Genomic DNA, 21,081 nt, shown 5'->3' with positions numbered 1-21,081 from the left:
TGCGGGGCGTTTTGTTGTCTTAGGGATGACTGTCAGCGATAGATCGGCAGGAGCGCCTGCCGGACGAGCGTGAGCCCGTAGGCGATGTCGCGGACGGGATCGGGCGCGGCATCGAGTTCGAGGATCGCCCAGCCTTCATAGGCCCGGTCGCGCAGCAGCCGGATCCAGGCCGGCCAATCGACCTGTCCGAGGCCGAAGCTGCAGAAATAGGGCTGGTGGCGTTCATGGATATGTTTGTCGATCGGCGTGTCGGCGGGCATGGGGCCGATCGCATCCTTCCAATGGGCGATGATCATGCGCTCGTGATGGCGATCGACCAGCTGGATGGGATCGGAGCCGGCAACGATGATATGGGCCGTGTCCGGGCACATGTGCACATAAGCCGGGTCGGTCAAAAGCATCATCAGGTCGACGTCACGCGCCGCCGCAAAGATCGAATGCGCCTCGGTGTGGAGCGCCAGCCGCACGCCCCTGGCATAGAGGGTCGCGCCGAGCCGGTTCAGGAAATCGGCGATCACCTTGGCGCGGTCGAAATCGTAGAATTGTACTGGCTGGGCACCGAGCGTCTGGCGCAAGGGGGCGCCGATCACCATGATGTCGCTGCCGCAGGCTTTCAGGAAATCGGCATATCGTTCCGCCTTGTCGATCAGCGCGCGCTGGGCCTCGGGCTGGGCAAAGTCGCCGGCCGCCTCCAGTTCCGCTAAGAAGCCGCTGCACAGCGTCAGACCGCGTCGTGCCAGCTCGGCTGCGAAGGCTTCGACGGAACCGTAGGTCTTGATCGCATCCTGCCAGTTGAAGGGAGAGAAGGTCAGCTCGACACCGGTAACGCCGGAAGCCTGGACGCTGTCGAGTATCTTGTCCCAGAAGGCACGCGGTTCGGCGCGGGCATAGTCGACGATCGCATCATGGCTGTCGACGCCCCAGAAGCCGGGATGGAAGAATGTCACGAGATCGACGCCGAAGCGCAGCCTGTCAGCAGCCATAACCTGTCCATTTATCGAGGCATGACCTACCCGCGTGCGGAAGAGCCGTTCCGCATCCAATAAGCCATGGATTTTCAACGCATTAAGAAATGGCAATCGTTTGCCATGACTAGATAATATCCAAGCCGGTTTTTTAAGCAAGCGGTTTTTGGCAAACGTTTGCTATGAATCGCCGCCTGCCTTAAAGTTGCAAATCGAAGCATCCGGGAGACCGAAATAAACATGAACAAAAACAAGGCTGTGGTGGGAGAGGAGCCATCAGGCGCATTGATGGCCGATGTCGCGCGGCTCGCCGGCGTTGCGATATCGACAGTCAGCCGAGCGCTCGCCAATCCCGGACGGGTCAACGAGAAGACGCGCGCCAAGATCAATGCCGCAGCCAGGCAATTGGGCTACACGCCGAACGCCATGGCGCGCGGCCTCAGGGTCGGCAAGTCCAACATCATCATGATCATCCTGCCGGGATCGCTCTACTACGGCGCTTCCCAGATCATTCCGCAGGTGCTGCAGAGCATCAACAAGTCGCTGATCCAGGGCGGCTACAACCTGATGATCGCCAACCTCGATCGCGACGAAATTTCCGAACGGCATATTCTCGACCTCGCCTTTGGCGGCAGCGTGCGCGGGGCCATCATCCTGTCGTCGAAGCTTCCGGAGGTCGACGGGCGCTCGCTGGCAAATTCCGGTCTGCCGATCGTGTCGATGCTGCTCGACATGAGCGATGCCGGCCTGCAGAGCGTCATCACGAACGACCGCGAGGCTGTGCGCGACGTCACCGCCGAACTGATCCGATTGGGTCATAGACGGTTCTTCTATCTTGCAGGGCCTGAAGGCAATTATCACGATGTCGAGCGTTATGGCGGTGTGCTCGAGGCGCTCGAGGCGGCTGGATTGTCCGAGGGCTCGGTGCGTCGCTCGGGCGGTCATCTCGATTATCAGCACGGCTTCGACATCGGCGTCCAGGCGGCGGACGATTTCGCCAAATTGACGGAAAAGCCGACGGCGGTCATCGCGACCAGCGACGATATGGCCATTTCATTTGTCAGCCGTGTCCAGCGGAGAGGCGTGAGCATTCCCGGTGATCTGTCCGTCGTCTCCTTCGACGGCTCCCCGGTCTGCGAATTCTGTTCGCCGCCGCTCTCGACGATCAAGCAGCCGGTGGAAGAGATGGGACGCGCGGCGGTGGATCTCCTGCTCGGCGCCATTGGCCAGACGCAGAATGAGGCGACGGTGCGTACCGTCATCCGCAGCAGCCTTATCCCGAGGGAGAGCATCGCCGCTCCGAAGAGCTGACGGAGCCGGCTTCGGCGAATGCCGGGGGTGCCGGTAGTCGAAGTCGCCGATGCCAGATGGCCAAATCCGGAAGATATAACTGTCGGTTCGGCGACAGGTACATATTTTAGTTGTCAGTAATACAATCGTCCGGCAACATGACCGGCCAGCTTCTAGAACTGAGTAATATTGCCACCAGCACGTTGGGGAGACGGGCATGTGCGCAGAGCTTGTCGAGCGCCGATTGGCGGCTATCCTGGCTGCCGATGTGGTGGGCTACAGCCGTCTCCTGGAGGCAAACGAAGAGGAGACGCTTGATGCCCTTCGTCAGCATCGCCGCGAGCTCTTCGATCCCGCTGTCGCCAGCCACGGCGGGCGTATAATCAAGGTGATGGGCGATGGTTTCCTGGTCGAGTTCGGCAGCGTGCTCAGTGCTGCACGATGCGCAGTCGAAATCCAGCGCGGCATGCTGGAGCGCAACATGGGGATTCCAGCGGACCGGCACTTTGCGTTTCGAATAGGCTTGAACCTGGGCGATATCATCTTCGATGCGGATGACTTTCATGGGGACGGCATCAATGTGGCGGTCCGGCTACAAGCCCTTGCAGATCCTGGCGGCATTGCCTGTTCGGCGGCTGTGCGCCACGAAGTCGGAAACAAGCTCGATCTCAATTTCGCAGACCAGGGCGCCAAGACCGTCAAGAACATTTCCCGTCCGGTCCATGTCTATTTTGCCGATTGGGGCAATGTCGCCTCCAGCGAGGAGGTGCCGCTTACCGCAAGCGGCCACACGCAGGCACCCATCAACAAGCCATCGGTTGCCATCCTGCCGTTTGCCAACATCAGCAACGATCCCGCCCAGGAGTTTTTCAGCGACGGCATCACCGAGGACATCATCACTGACCTATCGAATGTTTCAGGCCTGTTTGTACTAAGCCGCAACACTGTCTTCACATGGAAAGGCCGCAGCGAGAACCTGCAGCGCATCGCCAGGGAACTCGGGGTTGCCTATGTCGTAGAGGGCAGCGTCCGCAAGGCCGGCAACCATATGAGGATCAATGCTGAATTGATCGACGCAGCGAGCGACGGCCACATGTGGGCCGCGCGCTACGACCGCGACCTCACCGACATCTTCGAAGTCCAGGACGAGATTACCAAGGCGATCGTCGAGCAACTAAAGGTCAAGCTGCTCCCGGAGGAAAAGAAGGCAATCGAGCAGACGCCGACAGAAAGCGTGGAAGCTTATACGCACTATCTAAGGGGGCGCGAGTACCTTCACATTGCCTCTCGCTCAAACCATCTGATGGCCAGGCAGAGTTTTGCCAGAGCCATCGAACTGGACCCGGGCTATGCCCGCGCCTATGCGGGCGTCGCGGTTTGTGATGCGCGTCTGTTGTCCCAGTTTGGCGTTCAAATTCCGGTGGATGACGTTCTTGCTAATACAGCGAAGGCCCTCGCTATTGATCCAAATCTGGCGGAGGCACATGCGGCCAAAGGGCTTGCTTTGGCGGTCGCCGGAAATCGCGCCGAGGCGGTTTCTGCATTTCAGCAGGCGTTGTTGCTCGGCCCCAATTGCCACGAAGCCAATCGATACTATGCCGAATTTTGCGTTACCGAAGGTCAGTTCGAACTGGCGGCCACCTACTTTCAGCGTGCGATGGAAATCAAGCCTGGGGATTACGGCGCGCCGATCATGCTCGTACACGTCTTTCGTTCCCTAGGACAGGCAGACAAAGCCGAGAGCTTTGCGCGAATCGGGATAAAAAGGGCTGACCAAGAAATGCGGCTACACCCCGAGAACGCCAATGTTGCCTGTCTTGGAGCGACCGTACTGGCATTTCTCGGTGAGCGCGATCAGGCACTGGAATGGTTGGCTCGCTCCCTGGCAACCGATCCCAACGACATAAACATTCAATACAATGCCGCCTGCACTTATGCGCTACTTGGCGAGATCGACCGCGCGATTGACGTGCTTGAGGTATGGATGCCTCAGGTCGGCGGAGAAATGAGGCTCTGGTTCAAGAACGATTCCGACCTCGATACCATTCGCAATCACCCGCGCTATTCGAGATTGGTTGAGCTGTCTGAATAACGCCAAGTACATCTGGCAGGCTGTTTCTAATTCTATTTTATTACTTGCTAAAATTCTTGCGAGCGCCGAATGTCAACTTAAAATGGCAATCATAAAAGTCTTTTGAGGGGAGAGCGAATGGGCACCCAGTTTAGACTTTTTGTACAGCCTCCATTTGAAGATGCTCGGTCTAGTCCTGAGATTGTTGAAGTATCGTCTCCGCTGGGTAGCCTGACAGCTGGTCCGGCCGACAACCGCATGTTCGTTGTGGAACCGGTCGGCAAGATCGGTCCTTACGGTGTGAACCGCGGGCCGCTCGGAACGCCGTACATGTATCTGCCGCCCTGGACCGGGAAAATCATCGAGCCGGCCACCCCCGACGAGTGCGGCAATTTCGACTATCTCCGGCCTTCGATGGCTGGCTTCGAAGCCGCGCATGTTTTTGGTTGCGTGCGATTCACCCTGGATGTGTGGGAGCGCTATCTCGGCCAACCGCTCACCTGGCATTTTCGCGATCATTATGACCGTCTGGAAATCTCGATCCTGCCGCGATGGGACAACGCTCAGTACGGCTATGGTTTCCTCGAAGTTGGGAGCCAGTTCGAAAATGACGGGCACGTCCTTCCCTTCAGCCTGGATTTCGACGTTATCGCTCATGAGGTGGGGCACGCGATCATCTTCAGCGTACTGGGCGTACCGCACCCGGGGACCGAGTACCCCGAATATCTTGGCTTCCAGGAGGCCTTCTCCGACTGCGTGTCGCTGATCGCGGCCATGCATTTTCCGTCCGTGATCGACAATGTTCTCGCGGAGACGCGGGGTAACCTCTACCGCGCAAATCGCCTTGCGCGCTTTTCGGAATTTTCGCCGCATCGGCAGATACGGTCTGCAAACAACAAAAGGACGATGGCCGAGTTCGCTCGTGGGTGGAAGGACGAGCACGAGCTCTCGCAACCACTCACCGGTGCGATATTCGATATCCTCGTCGACATCTTTCATGAAAGCCTGGTGGCGCGCGGCTTGATCTCGCCTGCCGTTGAGGATCTCGCAGATATTGCCGAGTTCGATCCGGCTGCCGAGGCGCCCGTGCAGCATGCTTTCGATCGCGATTTCGGGCGCAACCCAGATGGTTTTATCGAAGCACTGCTCGACGCACGCGATATCGTCGGGACGTATCTGGCGGAAACCTTGTGGGCTCTTGCTCCCGACTTTCTGGACTACGGCGATGTCGCAAGGACGATGCTTGCGATTGATCGGAATGAAAGTGGCGGCCAATTCGCAAGAATCATCAGCAGAAACTTCGGGCAACGGGCGATCGGCGAGTTGCACGCCGGCGCGCACCTCAAAGGCGGCGAACATCGCAGCCATGTCCTCTCTGCGCGGACGTTACTGCCGATAGATTATCTGGAGCTTCCGAAGATGAACTATCGCGAGAAAGTTCTGCTGTCGAGATCAATGAGCGGCCAATAATTCAACAATCAACTAGACGGAGGGAGACGTGGCAGACAACGAAACTTTACTTGGCGTATCAGCGATACATCTGTTCGGGCGCCCACTGAGCGATCTGATTCTCAGAGGCGGACCCATTTATCAGAATCTAAGCGTGCCAATAGCAGGAAGAAATAACTTTCTGAGGGACCAGCTCGGTGCAGCCGACGCGGTTCTGGCGCGAATATTTGCTTTCTCCTTCGAGGGAGCGTTCATTGAACTTGGTCGACCAGCCATCTTCGTTGTCCACGGCCCCGGAGCCGATCCTGACGATCCACCCCCGAGGAATGTGGGTGGTGATATCGAGTATGACAGATTGTATCGTTCCCCTGGTTCGAGTGCACGAACCGGCCTTGGTTCCCAACTCGGAGCTCTGGCTAAGGACATGAGGGTCTGGATTTATGACAAAGGCGATGTCTCAATGAGACTCGATGCCGAGACGGGAACCCTTGAGCAAATCCTGCTGTCGGCCGAGGTTTCTGCTGATCCCCGAGGCATGGCGAGCGGCGCAATGTCCAGATCGGGCGGTGCCCTGTCCCGCTCTGGTGGCGTGATGTCAAGGTCAGGCGGGTTCATTCCTCGAAGATCAGGCGACAACGACTAATCCAATGTAAAGACGGACTAGGGAGGATGACATGCCAACCGCAAGCCCTAAAGTTAAAATCAAGCGCCTCGAGCCGGAGACCTTAGTTGCTCCATTACTTGTTCGAACGCCCTTTAAAATCATAGGCTCCGGCTTTGGTGAGGGGATGGATGTATATGTATCTACCAAGGAGGACGGCAGCGAGAGAGTTGCTGTCGAAGTACTTCCAGATCATTCTGCTACGAGTACGGACAAGGTATGGCCGGTCGTCGCCCAGCCGGCGCTTGGCGCCAAGCCCACCGACACCACCAAAACGACGCCCGACCCACCCTTGTGGGTTGTAATAGAACTGAATGGCCAGAAGAGTGCCATACAGGGATTTTTGATCGTCTGATTTTCGAGAGATCACGTCAATAGCGAGCTGACGGTCCACGACTTCGCCGGCCACGACCTGCTGCGTCGGCGTCTCGATGCATACCCCCAAACCCGTCGCCTTGGCCGCGTCGTTCGCCGCAGCCGATCGACCTGCAACGGAGGGGCGCCGCGGTAAAGTGTAGATCATTCCGGACGCGGCGCTTTCGAAAGCGCTTTGCTGTTCCGTGGATTCCATTTCATCTCGCCGGTAAAAATTATAGGACCGCGTCTATACCCCGGCGCGTAGTCAGATCTTCCTCGGAGGTATTGAGCCTGCTCTTGCGCGACCGACGTGCTGAAGTTGGTGGATAGATCCGGTGTCGAACAGCCGCAAGCACCGTCATTGTCGCGGCGACGAACCGAGCACCTATGGCGATAAGCCCAGCTTGGAAAAGTCGAACCATTGGAGATTGCCATCACGAAGCGTGGGTTCCCATAGTCACATGTTCGAGCAGCGCGAGCAAACCTTTGAGGATGTCTGTCGGTGATGGCGGGCAGCCCGGAAGATGGAGATCTACCGGTATGACTGCCGAAACCCCGCCTACAACGGCGTAGCTATCCGCAAAGCAGCCGCCGTCGCGCGCGCAGCTACCCAAAGCGACAACCCATTTTGGATCAGGCGTGGCGTTATATGTCCGCTCCAAGGCCTCGCGCATGTTCCCGGTTACCGGCCCGGTGACCAGCAGCACATCAGCGTGTCGCGGGGAGGCGACGAAGCGAATCCCGAAGCGCTCGATGTCGTAGAAAGCATTGCTAAGAGCGTGCATCTCCAGTTCGCAGCCATTGCAGGAGCCGGCGTCGACGGCGCGGATCGACAGACTGCGGCCGAGATGGCGGCGGGCAGCCTTGTCGATGGCGGACGCCAGCTCTTCCATAGCAGCGTCCGAGCGGGAAGGAGCGCGTTCGGTCAGGGGCACGCGGATCAGGCTTTCGAAGAGGAGTTTGCGCATGAGTGCCTGCCTTCAGAGATCATGACCGGAATAGGAGCAGTTGAACGATTTGTTGCAGAGAGGAAAATCGGCGACGATATTGTCCTCGATCGCAGCTTCCAGAAGCGGCCATTGGAACCAGGATGGGTCGCGCAGATGGCATCGGTCGATCCTGCCGTTTTCGGCGAGGCGGAGCCAGACCAGCACATCGCCGCGAAAACCTTCAACAAGGGCCAGACCTTCGTGTGTTTCAGCAATATCCGGAATATCGATGCACACCGGGCCAGCCGGCAGTTGATCCAGGATCTGGGCGATCAGCGACAGGCACTGTTCAACCTCGCGAATGCGGATCCAGACCCGGGCATTGACATCGCCCTCGCCCAGCACGGGAACCTCGAAACGAAGGCTGTCGTAGGGCGGGTAGCAGGCCCCGCGCCTGGCGTCGAAACTGCGCCCGGAGGCCCGCCCGACATAGCCGCCGGCACCGTACTGACGGGCAAGGTCCGGACTGAGGATGCCGGTGCCAACCGTTCGATCCTGAAGCGAGGCGGTGTTGTCGTAGAGTTCGACCAAGGCCGGGAACGTCTGCCCGATCTCGGTGGCCACAGCCCGCAGAGCAGCCGCCCCCTTGTGATTCAGATCGGCGGTAACGCCGCCGGGCGTGATGCGGTCGCGCATCAGGCGATGGCCAAACGCAATGTCGGCCGCACGCAGCAGGCGCTCGCGCAGCACACCGCAATGCGTGTGCATGAGTGGAAAGGCAGCGTCGTTGCAGATGGCGCCAATGTCGCCGAGATGGTTGGCCAGCCGTTCGACCTCGGCCATCAGCGCGCGCAGCCAGATGGCGCGCGGCGGCACCTCAAGCTGCACGGCCGCCTCGACCGCCCGCGAAAACGCGTAGGCATAGGCGACCGTGCTGTCGCCGGACGTTCGTCCAGCAAGTTGCACCGCCCGGTCGAGGCTTGCGCCCGTCATGAGCGTCTCGATCCCCTTATGGACATATCCGAGGCGCTCTTCGAGGCGGACGATCGTCTCGCCGTTGGCCGTGAAGCGGAAATGCCCCGGCTCGATGATGCCGGCATGCACCGGCCCGACCGGGATCTGGTGCAGGCTGTCACCCTCTGCGCGCAGGAACGCATAAGGAGCGGTTTCGGGTGCAGGGGGAAGTCGGTCGCCCAGTGGAAACCGCAGGCCCCAGCGGCCGTGATCGAGCCATGGGCGCGGATCGGGCAAACCCTGCGGGACCAACCCAACCAAATCGTGAATGGCGCGCTCTAGCCGGAGGGCCGGCGGATGGTATTGCGCGACAGAGGGATAGCCGCCTTCCAGTCCTTCCAGAGTGATGACGCCGATCATGCCTGTTGGCTCTTCCAGCAACGCCATGTGGACTGCTGCGGTTTCGCCCCAAAGCCCAAGCAAGGTCCAGCGCCCTTGCGCGAGTGCCGCCGTTGCCGATGCCCAGGCCTTTGGATCGACGGTCGCGCGTTGCCAGGGGCGATGGTGTTGAACCGGACGGCCTTCCAGAATGAGATCGGTCAGCGCTGGCATCGAACGGCTCTCCCCATCATCGAAGAAGGTTGGCTATATGCTGGAACCAGGCGACCAGCGGCGGCGGCAGGTAAATGCCTGCGCCCAGCACGAGCGCCAGATGGGAATACATCGGTATGTAGGAAGCCTCGGCCGGCGCGGTGCTGCCGCGCGGCTGTCCGAAGGCAACGCCGGTGAGCCGCAGCAACAAAGCACCGAAGGCGATCAGAAGGCCGAAGACGAGCGGAAGGGCGAGCAGGGGCTGACGGGCAAAGGTGGAGCTCACGACCAGGAACTCGCTCATGAAAATCCCCAGCGGCGGCAGGCCGGCAATGGCAACGACGCCGATCACCAGCCCCCAGCCGAGTCCCGGATGCGTTTCGGTGAGGCCACGAATGCTGGAAAGCCTTTGCGTTCCCTTGATCTGTGCGATGTGGCCGACGGCAAAGAAGATCGCCGATTTGGTGAGCGAGTGCATGACCATGTGCAGCAGCCCGGCGAAATTGGCGATCGGCCCGCCCAAGCCGAAGGCAAAGACGATGATGCCCATATGCTCGATGGAGGAATAGGCGAACAGGCGTTTGATGTCGCGGCGGCGATAGAGCATGAACGCGGCGAAGACGAGCGATATGAGCCCCATCGTCATCATCAACGGACCGGGGGCGATCGCCTCGGGACTGGCGGCAAGCAGTATCTTGAAGCGCAGAACGGCATAGAGCGCGACATTCAGAAGGAGGCCGGAGAGCACCGCCGAGATCGGCGTCGGCCCCTCGGCATGCGCGTCGGGCAGCCAGGCATGCAGCGGCGCAAGACCGACCTTGGTGCCATAGCCGAGCAGCAGAAACACGAAGGCGACATTGAGGAGAGCAGGGTCGAAGGCGGCAGCGTGCTCGATCAGGAAGGTCCAGACCATGGCGTCATAGCCTTCGCCGACGACTGGCTGTGCCGCCATATAGACGAGAATGGTGCCGAACAGCGCAAAGGCGATGCCGACGCTTCCCAGAATGAAATATTTCCACGCGGCCTCAAGCGCTTCGTGCGTGCGGTAGATGCCGACCATCAGCACGGTCGTCAGCGTCGCAAGCTCGACGGCGACCCACATCAGACCGATATTGTTCGACACGAAGGCGAGGTTCATGCCGAACATCATGGTCTGATACATAGCGTGATAGAAGCGAAGGTTCGCGGGCGTCAGCCGGCCGGTTTCCAGTTCATGTGCGATGTAGCTGGCGCTGAAGATGCTGGTGGTGAAGCCGACGAAGGCGTTGAGGACGATGAAGACGATATTGAGATCGTCGACGAGGAGATACAGTCCCGGTATCGGCCTTGTGGTCACGAGCAGCGAAAGAGCGGCAAGCAGGGTCAGCAGGCTCGCGACGACGTTCAGCCGGGCCGTCAGCCGGTAGCCGGGCAGGAGCGCCAGCATGGCCGCCGCAACGACCGGTATCAGAAGAACGGCCGTGACCGCATCGAAGGCCGGAACGGGGAAGAAATCGTTCATTTCCGCCTTCTTCCCTTGAAATCATCGAGCGCACGGACATCGACGGTGTCGAACCGTTCGCGGATTCGAAACAGGAAGACGCCGATCACGATGAAGGCGATCAGGATCGAGAAGGCGACGCTGATCTCGACGACCAGCGGCATGCCCTTTGCGCCGGTCGCAGCGAGCACCAGCCCGTTCTCGAGCGACATGAACCCGACGACCTGGCTGACGGCATTGCGGCGCGTGACCATCACCAGAAGCCCGAGCAGCAGAACTGACAACGCGAAGGCAAGATCTTCGCGCGCCAAAGGATTGGCTTCAGGCGTGACGCGCAGCATGACCACCATCGCCAGTGCGACAAGTCCGATACCGGCCAGCATTGTCGGGCCGATGCCGACGACGGTCTCGATCTCACGGTGGATGCCGAGTTGCCGGATCATGCGGTGGAGCGCCACGGGGATGATGACGGCCTTGAAGACAAGCGCAATCGCCGCCGTCAGGTAGAGATGTGGAGCATCCTGGACGAAAGCTTGCCAGGCCACCGACAGCGTCAGCACAAGCGAATGCAGCGCAAAAACGTTGAGCAGCGCATAAAGGCGATCCTGATACAGCATCATCATGCTGACCAGGACCAGACCGCCGGCAAGCATGTGGGCAATATCGAAAACAAGACCGCTCATCACAGGCTCCTCGAGACAAACAGCAGGAGGGTGGCGAGCAGGCCAAGCATGAGTGCCGCACCCAGAAACTCCGGCACCCGGAAGATCCTCATCTTGGCGGTGGCGGTTTCGAACAGGGCAAGCAGCATGCCGCCGACCGCAAGCTTGGCGAGGTAGGCGAGCAGGCCGACCAGATATGCGGCGGAGCCCGCCCCCGGGACTGCAAGTTTCCAGGGGACAAACATGCAGGCGATCAGGGAGATGTAGAGCAGCAGCTTGAGAGACGCGGCCAGTTCGATCATCGCGAGATGACGGCCGGAGTATTCTAGCACCATGGCCTCATGCACCATGGTGAGTTCGAGGTGTGTTGCCGGGTTGTCGACTGGGATGCGGGCATTCTCGGCAATCGCCACCATGATCAGAGCGATCAGCGCGATCCCAAGCGAAACCCGTAACCCCACCTGTGGAGAGGTCATGAAGGCGGCGATGGTGGAAAGCTGGGTCGAGCCGGCGACAAGCGCAAGCGTAAAGATGATGAGCAGCATCGCCGGTTCGGCAAGCGTCGCGATCATAACCTCGCGGCTCGATCCGAGGCCGCCGAAGCTGGTGCCGACATCCATGCCGGCAAGTGCCAGGAAGAAGCGCCCGCTGCCAAGCAGGGAAATGATGGCGACCAGGTCTGCGGTCCAGCTGAACATGAGCTCTGTCGCGAAGGTCGGAATGATCGCCGCAGCAACCCAGGTGACAGCGAAAATCAGATAAGGGGCTACCCGGAACAGCCAGGACGCATTCTCTGCCAGTACCACTTCCTTGCGCAGAAGCCGCAGGATGTCGCGGTAGGGCTGGACAACGGAAGGCCCCTGCCTGCGCAGCAATCGCGCCTTGACCTTGCGGATGAAGCCGGTCAGCAGCGGTGCCAGCAACACGACCGCTGCCATCTGGACTGCCTGGACGAGGAGGGCGGAGATCACGACCATAGCGCCAGCACCAGGAGCAGCAAGACGAGCGCCAGGAAGACCAGACTTAGATAGCGCCTGATGGTGAGGAATTGCAGGTGATTGAGCTTTTCTGCGATAGACACAACGGCGCCTACGACAGGCACGTAAAGCCCATCCCAGATCAGATCACGCGATACGACGGTAAGACGCGCCGGCCGCAGATCGCCCGGCGCTGGCATATCAACCTGTTCGCGCGCCCGGAAGGCGAGCGTCCCGAAAACCCGCCTGATGGGCTGGGCGAAGCTGCCGGCAGTATATTGCGTTGCAGGATCAGTCTCGGGAAAGCCGCAGTCCCAGGCGGGTGCCCGCCGCAGAGCCCGCGAGGCGAAGCGGTGGACGAGATAGGCCGCAAGCGACGCCGAGAACGCAGTGAACAGGAAAACGAGCAGGCCATTATAGGAACTGCGGGTCTCAGTGATCGGTACGATCGACAACCATGGGATCCCCATCTGTACCGGCATTCTGGTGCCGATCAGGGAGAGCGTCACGGGGGCTAAACTGTCCATGACCGCCCCAGGCAGAATGCCGACGAGAAGGCACAATGCGGCCAGCACGAACATGGCGGCAAGTGACAGGCGGTCGACCTCCCGTGCTTGCCCGGCAACGAGCGTTCTTGGACGTCCAAGGAAGGTCACGCCGAATGCCTTGACGAAACAGGCAGCTGCGAGTGCTGCCGACAATGCCAGCAAGCCACCGATAGCCGGTATGATGATCTTCAGCCCCCATTGCGGCAGCTCGGGGCTTTGAAGAACGGCCTGGAAGGCCAGCCATTCCGAGACAAAGCCGTTAAATGGCGGCAGCGCTGAGATTGCCATACAGCCGACAAGAAACGCAAAACTGGTGAACGGCATCCGATGGATGAGCCCGCCCAGTTTCTCCATGTCCGGTTCGGCCGTCGCCACCAGCACGGCGCCGGCGCCGAAGAAGAGCAGGCTCTTGAAGAACGAGTGGTTGAGAACGTGAAACAGGGCGGCGGTGAGCGCCAATGCCGCCGCCAATCCCATGCCATTCGCCTCAAAGGCGAGTGCAAGCCCGAGGCTGACAAAGATAACGCCGATATTCTCGATTGTGCTGTAGGCAAGAAGGCGCTTGAGGTCCTTCTCCATCAGTGCGTGCAGGATGCCCAGCACCGCGGTCCCGCCGCCGAGAACCAGCACGACAACGCTTGACCACGCCGTCGGTGTGCCGAGCAGGTCGAAGACAACCCGGATGAAGCCGTAGACTGCGACCTTGGTCATGACACCGCTCATGAGTGCCGAAACATGGCTCGGCGCGGCCGGGTGTGCCAGCGGTAGCCAGACATGCAATGGCACGAGCCCTGCCTTCGAGCCGGCGCCGAGCAACAGGAGAATGAGCACAATGCCGGCTGTAGATGACGTGTGCTCGGCAGCGCGCATAGCGGCGAAATCGTAACTGCCTTCGGGGCCGGCGAGCAGGCCGAAAGCGAGGAGCATGGCCAAGGTACCGAAGCTCGCCATGACGATATAGAGGTAACCTGCCTTGCGGTTGCCGGCGTCGCGATGGTGCGCCATCACCAGTGCCCAGGAGGCCAACGACATAAATTCCCAGGAGAGCAGGAAGGTAAAGGCGTCGTCCGCCAGAACTACGAGGTTCATGCCAGCGAGAAAGGCCGGGAAAAACGGCAGTACCCGTTGCGGCGCACGTTCGTGACGGCCGTAGCCGAGGCCGTAGAGACTGGCGAGGGCGCCCCCGAGATTGACGACCACAAGGAAGAAGGCGGCAAGCGCGTCGAGCCGGAAATGGGCTCCCAGCCACGGCAAGCCAATGGGGAGGGTGAGCGTTGACGTCGAGGTGGGAGAGATCGCCGCAGCAAGTTGGACGAGCGCGGTCGCAAAGGCGATACTCGAAACAACAAGGCTTGTGCCATAGATCACCTGTGTCGCGCGGCCGGACCGCGCAGCCAGGATCGCCAGGATCGCCGTTCCCAAAAAAGCCGTCGCACATAATAGCATGACGACCGCCGGCGTCATGGGTGGGGCCTCGGTGTGCGCATTGTTCCCGGTATTTTGGAGGATTTCCGCTGCATGGGCTCGACGCTGGCGGTTGCCTTCAGCCGGACCCCGCGCCCACCACCTTCGCTGACCGCGCCCTCGTTGATTACCTCGATGCCAGCGGTCTCCAAGGCTTCGAGCAGCCGCATGAGCGAGTCCACATTGCCGCGAACCACATGGGCGCTTGACTCCATGCGCTGGATGGTCGGCACCGAAATCCCGGCCAGTCCGGCCAACTGCCGCTGGTCGATACCGAGAAGGGCCCTGGCGGCCCGCAGCTGAGCGGCAGTAATCACGATTCAACCATCGCTTTTATTACTCAGGCTCTGATATTCGAAGTCTACGACCTCCTTATTGATGTTTCAAATCAATATTGCGAAGACATGAAGATCACGCTGAGGTCTCGAGACGGGCAAAAGACTTTGGTGGCGACCGACCGGCCTCCAAAATCTCATGCGCGCGGTGCGATAGCCGCGGGTGGCCAAGACGCTTCCGCTTATCTTTTGGTGATTCTGGCGTATACTTGAAACTATGAATATTTATCGCGCGATGGTGCGATCCTGGAGGTTTTGCCAACAAGCAATTCGAATCTTCGCTCTGGCACTCATCTTGGGTTCGGCATCCCTATTTTCCGCCGCACCGACAGCGGGTTCGGAGCGCGTCGCCCTGTTGTTGCGATTGAATGGCGCCGTCAGCCCGGCGTCGGCCGACTATGTGAAACGCAGCCTTGAGCTTGCCAACGAACGCGGAGTGACGCTGGTCGTTCTGCAAATGGACACACCCGGCGGCCTCGATACGTCAATGCGGGAAATCATTCGCGCAATCCTTGCCTCGTCCGTGCCTGTCGCGAGTTTCGTAGCCCCGAGTGGCGCACGTGCGGCCAGCGCCGGTACTTACATTTTATATGCCAGCCATCTCGCTGCCATGGCGCCAGGCACCAATTTGGGTGCGGCAACGCCCATTGCCCTCGGTGGGAGCGGGTTCGACGGTGACGACGACCGTGACCGCAAGCAGCAACAGCCGCGCAACGCCCCAGAGGCAAAAGCAGTGAACGACGCGGCTGCCTATCTTCGAGGGCTGGCTGAGCTTCGCAATCGCAATGCCGACTGGGCAGAACGGGCGGTGCGCGACGCTGCAAGCCTTTCATCGATCGCTGCCGAACGTGAAAAAGTCATCGATTTCACCGCAACCACAGTTGATGATCTGTTGGCGCAAGCCAATGGTCATACGGTGCGCGTGGGAGAGGCGGACATACAGCTCGATACAACCGGTCTCATCGTCCAAAACGTCGAGCCCGATTGGAGGACGCGCCTGCTCTCGGTCATTGCCGATCCGAACGTGGCACTCATCCTGATGATCATTGGTATCTACGGCCTGATCTTCGAGTTTCTTACGCCCGGTGCGGTGATCCCTGGAACAGTCGGCGGCATCTGTCTTTTACTCGGTCTTTATGCTTTGGCCATGCTGCCGGTAAGTTACGCAGGAGTCGGCCTCATCGTTCTTGCTGTTGCGCTGTTCGTTGCGGAAGCGCATACGCCGACGTTCGGCGTCCTGGGCCTCGGCGGTGCGGTCGCGCTCGTTCTAGGCGCAACAATTCTCTTCGATACGGATGTGCCGGATTTGGAAGTGAGCTGTCCAGTCCTGGTTGGCATCGGCATTTCAGGCCTTGCGTTCAGCCTCATTGTCGCTCGGCTTGCATTCACCGCGCGCCGGCACGCCGTCGTGACGGGTGCGGAGCAGATGATCGGCATTTCCGGCAAAGTTTCCGATTGGACGGGCACCACTGGCTACATCGTCGCCCATGGAGAGCGCTGGAGGGCGGTCTCCGCCGAACGGCTCACAGTTGGAGTGGATGTGACGGTCATCGCTCGAGAGGGGCTAACGCTGGAGGTTGCCCGCAAGCCGCGCAGAGATCAACGGCCGCTGGAAGGCAGGGAGAAAAGCGCATGACCATGTTTGGAGATTTTATCTTCTATGTCGTCGGGATCATCCTATTGCTGGTTATCATCGCGAGTGCGGTCAAGATCCTGCGCGAGTATGAGCGTGCCGTTGTTTTCACACTTGGCCGATTCACCGGCGTAAAAGGCCCCGGATTGATCCTGCTCGTCCCCTACGTGCAGCAGATGGTGCGGGTCGATTTGCGGACACGCGTGCTCGATGTACCCAGCCAGGACGTCATCTCTCATGACAACGTCTCTGTCCGCGTCAGTGCGGTGATTTATTTCAGGGTCATCGATCCCGAAAAGTCGGCGATTCAGGTCGAGGATTTCATGGCAGCCACGAGCCAGCTTGCCCAGACGACGTTGCGCTCGGTGCTCGGCAAGCACGATCTCGATGAGATGCTCGCGGAGCGCGACAGGCTCAACGAAGATATCCAGAGAATGCTCGACACCCAAACTGACGCGTGGGGTATCAAAGTCGCCAACGTCGAGATCAAACATGTCGACATCAACGAGTCCATGATCCGTGCGATTGCCCGCCAGGCAGAGGCCGAACGCGAGCGGCGTGCGAAAGTCATAAATGCCGAGGGCGAGCAGCAGGCCGCGGCGAAGCTGGTGGAAGCGGCCGAAATCCTGGCCCGGCAGCCTCTGGCCATGCAGTTGCGCTATTTAAGCGCATTGAACGTCATTGCCGCAGAAGGGAACTCAACGATTATATTCCCCTTCCCGATGGAACTAGCTCATCTCCTGGCCGCCAGGACGGACACACCAACTAGAGCATCGGGCGATTAACAAGCAACGCACCCTGCTTCTTTGAAATAGATCCAGCAGTCGTTCCGTGTGAACAGGTCCGCAGACTTCCGACGGCTTTCCACAAGTCGTCGTAAGTTCTGGCCTTTTTCTTTCGCAGCAGCGTCTTGAGTTTGGAGAAGGCCATCTCGATGGGATTAAGGTCCGGAGAGGGGGCGGCCACGCGGCTATCGCATGTGCGAGGCGCCAGATAGCGATGGCCAGTATTTCCATTATCTCTCCATGTGGCTGTTTGCGCTGGCCAGACTGGGCATGCCTGACTGTCGTATATGTCCTTCATGCGGAACTTCAACTGCCGCTGCGTGTTTCCTGCAGATGTCTGACAACGACTTTCGTATACATTGCGATATCTCGGCGCTTGCATCGCTGCGGACGCGTATTCGCGGCTTTGAATGGCCGCGCGAGGCTGCCGGCAGCGGGTGAGAACGGAAGGAAGTGCCTGATGGGTTGGTCCTTCAAGATCGGGACGGTCGGCGGCACGATGATACGCGTTCATATCACCTTCGCGCTCCTGCTCGTCTGGATATGGCTTGCGCATTATCGAATCGGCGGCGCGCCGGCGGCGTGGGAGGGCATTGCCTTTATCCTATCCGTCTTTGCCTGCGTCGTGTTACATGAGTTCGGCCATATTGTCGCTGCACGCTACTTCGGGATCAAAACGCCGGATATTACCTTGCTGCCAATAGGAGGTGTCGCCCGACTTGAGCGCATGCCCGAAGAACCACATCAGGAATTGCTGATTGCCATCGCCGGTCCGCTGGTCAATCTGGCGATCGCCGGGCTGATCGTTCTCGTGCTCGGCGCATCGGTGGGCGTGGAGCAGATCATCGAAGTCGACGACCCGAAGATCGGCTTCTTCACGAGGCTCGCCGGCGTCAACATCTTTCTGTTGTTCTTCAACATGATCCCCGCCTTTCCGATGGACGGGGGCCGGGTGCTGCGTGCCGCTCTCGCTTCGCATCTTACCTGGTCGCGTGCGACGCAGATTGCCGCGATGATCGGACAGGGGCTTGCGTTCGTCTTTGGTTTCATCGGTCTCTTTTATAACCCGCTGCTGATCTTTATCGGTATTTTCGTCTATCTCGCCGCGGCGGCAGAGGCGCAGAATGCGCAGATCCGCGAGATCTCCGGCAGCGTTCTGATCAGCGATGTCATGGTCACTAAATTCGCAAGGCTCGATCGTTCGGCGAGTATCGACGAGGCAATCGAGATGCTGCTTGCGACAACACAACGCGAATTTCCAGTGGTCGATTCTGCCGGCCGTTTTGAAGGTCTCCTGACGCGTGACGACATGATCCGGGGCTTGAAGGACAAGGGCCCCAACATGCCGGTCGTAAGCGCGATGCGCGTCGATATTCCAAAAATCCATCATCGCAAGAGCCTGGAAGAGAGCCTACGATTGATGCAGCAGGGAAATGTGCCAGCCATCGCCGTTGTAGACGGTGCTGATCATCTCATCGGCCTCATGACGCATGAGACGATCGGAGAAATGATGATGGTCCGCGCGGCGGTATCAGGCGGTTTTCGATTTGGCCGCCTGCGCAGACAACAGTGAGATTAGCCACGGCCTTGTTCAAAGAGCCTTTGATAAGGAATCAGGCAGCGGATCGTGGCGGGACATGACAAAAACTTCGTCAACCTGCCGCCCAACGAAATCGAGAAGTACCTGTCCGCCTGAGTCGGGCGCGGGTCCTGCCTGCCCGCTAGCGGCCTGCGATGCCGGGTTAGAAAGACCGCAGCGCGGGCAGGCCGTCGATCAGCTTGGCGGTCAGTCCGGGATCAGCTCCTTCCAGGTTGAAACGGCTATAATGCAGTTTTATATAACATCCATTCGAGGGTTGAGGCGTCGTGTGCCAGAAGAGGCACATGTTTGCTGTGTGGCTTTTATTCATCGCCATTCTCCGGGCCGCTGGCCATTTCAGTCCGAAACAAAGCAGCCAAGTTTGGTCTTGTCGCTTGTGGGCATGTGCAAGGTTTCTGAACTGAAACGGTAATTGCACTAAGATGCTTCCTAATCATCGGCAGAACCAGGAACTTTCCGGCTCAAGCTTTTAGGAAACTGCTCATCATCGGTTTCAGCCGCGAAAAATCGCCCGGGATTGTCGCAGCCAACGGCCGCGCTCTCAACGTTTTCTACTGTCTCGCCCATATCCATAACCAAGGAGCAAGCCACGTCGCTGGCTTGAAAACACACAATGAACAGACCGCAATCGCCTAACATTGGCTTGAAAAAGATATCTGCAAACACCGGCTCTCAAAGATCTTCCCGTATGGCCGGAAACGCAAAACAGCGTTATGAGCATTATCTCGCTCTTGCCCGCGAAAGAGCTTTATCCGGTGATCGGATCGAAGCCGAAAACTACTATCAGCATGCAGAGCATTATTTCCGCAGCGTCGCGGCCATTGAGCCAGCCGCACAGGAAACAAATCTGTAGTGGCGAGCACCACGCCCGCTTTTGCACGTGCGACCGGCTCCGGCGGAAGTCTGCCTGAACAGCGCGTCCATCAGGGTCAAACTCCGCTTTCCTCTTGCCGAACTGGCGCCGTATGGCGGCGAAAGCACGCATATTGCTGAGCTTTTGGAACGGTCGCGTGTTTGCGGAGTTTCGACCTAAGCTGCGGCGGCGCTAAGGCTACCGTCGCCAGCGATCAATAACCTGTGAGAAGCCGTGCCGCGGTGCCTACGTGGGTTAGCACGGCGATAGACGACCAACGAGCGGCCTCGTTGGAACCGAAAGGGAGAATGATGATGGCCAGGAATGCAAAACAGGAACTGGTGAATTTCGTTGTCAGGCGTGCGCTCGATCCGGTCATGAAGGCAAAGCCGGACGGTCGACCGGAGGCTGAGAGACGCACGTTGGAACATGTCCAGGACGCGACCCGATCGGAGATCGAGCGCTATCGAGGCTACGGTTCTGCGCAGGAGGTCGTCGTCAACTTTCGGCGCGACCTTAATTCACCTGCCGCCGAGAAAGTTCATGCAGATCTCAAGGCACTGCACCTGCCGACCATCAACGACATCGAGGATGAGTTCGATGCAAAGGTGGAAGACCTTGGGGTTCAGGTTTCCTCCTAGCCTGCGGCCGGGTCGGAACATGCCGTCTCGCTCGTGTCGCAGGCCGCCTTCTGCGTCGTATGAAGTTTGATGTGCGGCTGGAAAAGTCGCGGCCCGGCAAGTTCGACTGCGCTGTAGTAGGTCCCGATATAGTGTGCATTGCTCGAAGATGGCTCTGAGGGCGCGGAGAATTATGGTGTCGCTTCCTTGAGAATGCGGGAACCTTCTTGGTTCTCGGCAGCAATCGTATGAAGGACGAGATCGACATTCTCGACCATGTCTTCGAAGCGGTCGTCCGGATCGGCACCACTTCGTGCAGCGGACTGTGCCGGCGCAGCCGCGATTCGCAAACCAACGTGGCAATAATCTCGTCCTGCTTCGGCGATCGCCCGTTCTGGATCGGGCGTGGCGGGTGATAACTCCTTCGCTGACTCTATCCGGTGAGCGTGCTTACTTCTCCAATGAATGCGGACCAAAAATGAACGACCCGATTTGGACCAATGTATTCAATTCGATAGCCGTGGCCATGCGCTTTTCCCATGAAGCTGTTTGTGCCCATCAGGTCTGTTGTGAAGGCATCCTCATCTGCGTTTGTCGTTTCGGCAAAATTCGCCTTTAGCCAATTCATGCCGCGCTCCGAAGTAGCAACGACCTGCCAGATGCGCTCGGCGGTCTTTTCCACCCGTAAATCCATTTGCCGAAATCATTTGCCGAAATTGTTGCGCTGCTAAGAGCCTGACCGAAAAAGAGTTGAGTGAAATCAGCCAGTTGTGATTCTGTTTGTTTGCTTAGGACGAACGGAGACCACAATGGGCTGGACTGATTTCACCCGTCGGCAATATGCCCGACGCGCAATG

General features: G+C 59.2%; 21 protein-coding genes and 1 pseudogene. 10 read left to right on the top strand and 12 right to left on the bottom strand.

Annotated features, from left to right (window positions below):
* Window positions 1-32 precede the first annotated feature (32 nt).
* The gene (locus ACIPSK_RS08865) at window positions 33-983 is read right to left on the bottom strand and encodes a sugar phosphate isomerase/epimerase family protein (RefSeq protein ID WP_162117436.1); all 951 of its coding nucleotides are present in this window, start codon (window positions 981-983) and stop codon (window positions 33-35) included.
* Between the two features lie 222 nt (window positions 984-1,205).
* On the opposite strand from ACIPSK_RS08865, the gene ACIPSK_RS08860 reads away from it, so the two are divergent.
* The 4 genes from ACIPSK_RS08860 to ACIPSK_RS08845 all read left to right on the top strand — a co-directional run bounded on the left by ACIPSK_RS08860 (window position 1,206) and on the right by ACIPSK_RS08845 (window position 6,418).
* Window positions 1,206-2,276 (top strand): LacI family DNA-binding transcriptional regulator, encoded by a 1,071-nt coding sequence (locus ACIPSK_RS08860; protein WP_162117435.1) that lies wholly within the window; start codon window positions 1,206-1,208, stop codon window positions 2,274-2,276.
* Window positions 2,277-2,472: 196 nt separating this feature from the next.
* Window positions 2,473-4,347: an adenylate/guanylate cyclase domain-containing protein gene (locus ACIPSK_RS08855; protein WP_162117434.1), complete on the top strand. Its 1,875-nt coding sequence runs from the start codon at window positions 2,473-2,475 to the stop codon at window positions 4,345-4,347.
* A gap of 117 nt (window positions 4,348-4,464) precedes the next feature.
* Window positions 4,465-5,796: a hypothetical protein gene (locus ACIPSK_RS08850; RefSeq protein WP_162117433.1), complete on the top strand. Its 1,332-nt coding sequence runs from the start codon at window positions 4,465-4,467 to the stop codon at window positions 5,794-5,796.
* Between the two features lie 28 nt (window positions 5,797-5,824).
* On the top strand, window positions 5,825-6,418 hold the full coding sequence (locus ACIPSK_RS08845) for a hypothetical protein (protein WP_162117432.1): 594 nt from the start codon (window positions 5,825-5,827) through the stop codon (window positions 6,416-6,418).
* 94 nt (window positions 6,419-6,512) lie between these two features.
* On the opposite strand, the gene ACIPSK_RS08840 is transcribed toward ACIPSK_RS08845, so the two are convergent.
* The 8 genes from ACIPSK_RS08840 to ACIPSK_RS08805 all read right to left on the bottom strand — a co-directional run bounded on the left by ACIPSK_RS08840 (window position 6,513) and on the right by ACIPSK_RS08805 (window position 14,715).
* Complete coding sequence (locus ACIPSK_RS08840; protein WP_017968806.1) at window positions 6,513-7,007, bottom strand: hypothetical protein; 495 nt, start codon at window positions 7,005-7,007, stop codon at window positions 6,513-6,515.
* Between the two features lie 220 nt (window positions 7,008-7,227).
* Window positions 7,228-7,761: an NADH-quinone oxidoreductase subunit B family protein gene (locus ACIPSK_RS08835; RefSeq protein WP_162117431.1), complete on the bottom strand. Its 534-nt coding sequence runs from the start codon at window positions 7,759-7,761 to the stop codon at window positions 7,228-7,230.
* Between the two features lie 12 nt (window positions 7,762-7,773).
* Window positions 7,774-9,288: a hydrogenase large subunit gene (locus ACIPSK_RS08830; protein ID WP_162117430.1), complete on the bottom strand. Its 1,515-nt coding sequence runs from the start codon at window positions 9,286-9,288 to the stop codon at window positions 7,774-7,776.
* A gap of 16 nt (window positions 9,289-9,304) precedes the next feature.
* Window positions 9,305-10,768 carry a hydrogenase 4 subunit F gene (locus tag ACIPSK_RS08825; RefSeq protein WP_162117429.1) on the bottom strand — a complete coding sequence of 488 codons (1,464 nt, stop codon included), beginning with the start codon at window positions 10,766-10,768 and terminating at the stop codon, window positions 9,305-9,307.
* Window positions 10,765-11,430, bottom strand: coding sequence for a hydrogenase-4 component E (locus ACIPSK_RS08820; RefSeq protein WP_026154626.1), 666 nt, complete (start codon window positions 11,428-11,430; stop codon window positions 10,765-10,767). Before ACIPSK_RS08820 ends, ACIPSK_RS08825 begins: the two co-directional genes overlap by 4 nt.
* Window positions 11,430-12,386, bottom strand: a complete 957-nt coding sequence (locus ACIPSK_RS08815) for a respiratory chain complex I subunit 1 family protein (RefSeq protein WP_162117428.1) — start codon at window positions 12,384-12,386, stop codon at window positions 11,430-11,432. The genes ACIPSK_RS08820 and ACIPSK_RS08815 overlap by 1 nt, the downstream gene beginning before the upstream one ends.
* Window positions 12,377-14,398, bottom strand: coding sequence for a hydrogenase 4 subunit B (hyfB, locus tag ACIPSK_RS08810; RefSeq protein ID WP_162117427.1), 2,022 nt, complete (start codon window positions 14,396-14,398; stop codon window positions 12,377-12,379). Before hyfB ends, ACIPSK_RS08815 begins: the two co-directional genes overlap by 10 nt.
* The gene (locus ACIPSK_RS08805; RefSeq protein ID WP_162117426.1) at window positions 14,395-14,715 is read right to left on the bottom strand and encodes a helix-turn-helix domain-containing protein; all 321 of its coding nucleotides are present in this window, start codon (window positions 14,713-14,715) and stop codon (window positions 14,395-14,397) included. Before ACIPSK_RS08805 ends, hyfB begins: the two co-directional genes overlap by 4 nt.
* A 235-nt stretch (window positions 14,716-14,950) precedes the next feature.
* Between ACIPSK_RS08805 and ACIPSK_RS08800 the strand changes: the two genes are divergently transcribed.
* Together ACIPSK_RS08800 and ACIPSK_RS08795 are read left to right on the top strand one after the other, a co-directional pair.
* On the top strand, window positions 14,951-16,369 hold the full coding sequence (locus ACIPSK_RS08800) for an NfeD family protein (protein WP_162117425.1): 1,419 nt from the start codon (window positions 14,951-14,953) through the stop codon (window positions 16,367-16,369).
* Window positions 16,366-17,151: a slipin family protein gene (locus tag ACIPSK_RS08795; RefSeq protein WP_162117424.1), complete on the top strand. Its 786-nt coding sequence runs from the start codon at window positions 16,366-16,368 to the stop codon at window positions 17,149-17,151. The genes ACIPSK_RS08800 and ACIPSK_RS08795 overlap by 4 nt, the downstream gene beginning before the upstream one ends.
* On the opposite strand, the pseudogene ACIPSK_RS08790 reads toward ACIPSK_RS08795, so the two are convergent.
* Window positions 17,148-17,320 (bottom strand): annotated as a pseudogene (locus ACIPSK_RS08790) (IS630 family transposase); the annotation flags it as partial. The gene ACIPSK_RS08795 and the pseudogene ACIPSK_RS08790 sit on opposite strands and share 4 nt — an antisense overlap.
* A 291-nt stretch (window positions 17,321-17,611) precedes the next feature.
* On the opposite strand from ACIPSK_RS08790, the gene ACIPSK_RS08785 reads away from it, so the two are divergent.
* Window positions 17,612-18,724, top strand: a complete 1,113-nt coding sequence (locus ACIPSK_RS08785; protein WP_162117423.1) for a site-2 protease family protein — start codon at window positions 17,612-17,614, stop codon at window positions 18,722-18,724.
* Between the two features lie 456 nt (window positions 18,725-19,180).
* Here the strand turns inward: ACIPSK_RS08785 and ACIPSK_RS08780 are convergent, their stop codons facing one another.
* Entirely contained in the window at window positions 19,181-19,417 is a 237-nt protein-coding gene (locus tag ACIPSK_RS08780; RefSeq protein ID WP_162117418.1) for a hypothetical protein, read from the bottom strand.
* Window positions 19,418-19,439: 22 nt separating this feature from the next.
* Here ACIPSK_RS08780 and ACIPSK_RS08775 point away from each other — a divergent pair, with 22 nt between their 5' ends.
* The 3 genes from ACIPSK_RS08775 to ACIPSK_RS08765 all read left to right on the top strand — a co-directional run bounded on the left by ACIPSK_RS08775 (window position 19,440) and on the right by ACIPSK_RS08765 (window position 20,640).
* Window positions 19,440-19,604: a DUF4167 domain-containing protein gene (locus tag ACIPSK_RS08775; RefSeq protein WP_348642915.1), complete on the top strand. Its 165-nt coding sequence runs from the start codon at window positions 19,440-19,442 to the stop codon at window positions 19,602-19,604.
* Between the two features lie 314 nt (window positions 19,605-19,918).
* Window positions 19,919-20,245 carry a hypothetical protein gene (locus ACIPSK_RS08770; protein WP_017968790.1) on the top strand — a complete coding sequence of 109 codons (327 nt, stop codon included), beginning with the start codon at window positions 19,919-19,921 and terminating at the stop codon, window positions 20,243-20,245.
* Window positions 20,246-20,472: 227 nt separating this feature from the next.
* Window positions 20,473-20,640, top strand: coding sequence for a hypothetical protein (locus ACIPSK_RS08765; protein ID WP_162117421.1), 168 nt, complete (start codon window positions 20,473-20,475; stop codon window positions 20,638-20,640).
* Window positions 20,641-20,657: 17 nt separating this feature from the next.
* On the opposite strand, the gene ACIPSK_RS08760 is transcribed toward ACIPSK_RS08765, so the two are convergent.
* The gene (locus tag ACIPSK_RS08760; protein ID WP_162117420.1) at window positions 20,658-20,906 is read right to left on the bottom strand and encodes a hypothetical protein; all 249 of its coding nucleotides are present in this window, start codon (window positions 20,904-20,906) and stop codon (window positions 20,658-20,660) included.
* Window positions 20,907-21,081: the final 175 nt, after the last annotated feature.

It is taken from the genome of Rhizobium sp. LARHSG275 (assembly GCF_052871115.1).
The sequence above is the reverse complement of the archived record's forward strand: the minus strand, read 5'-3'. Positions and strand labels throughout refer to the sequence as shown.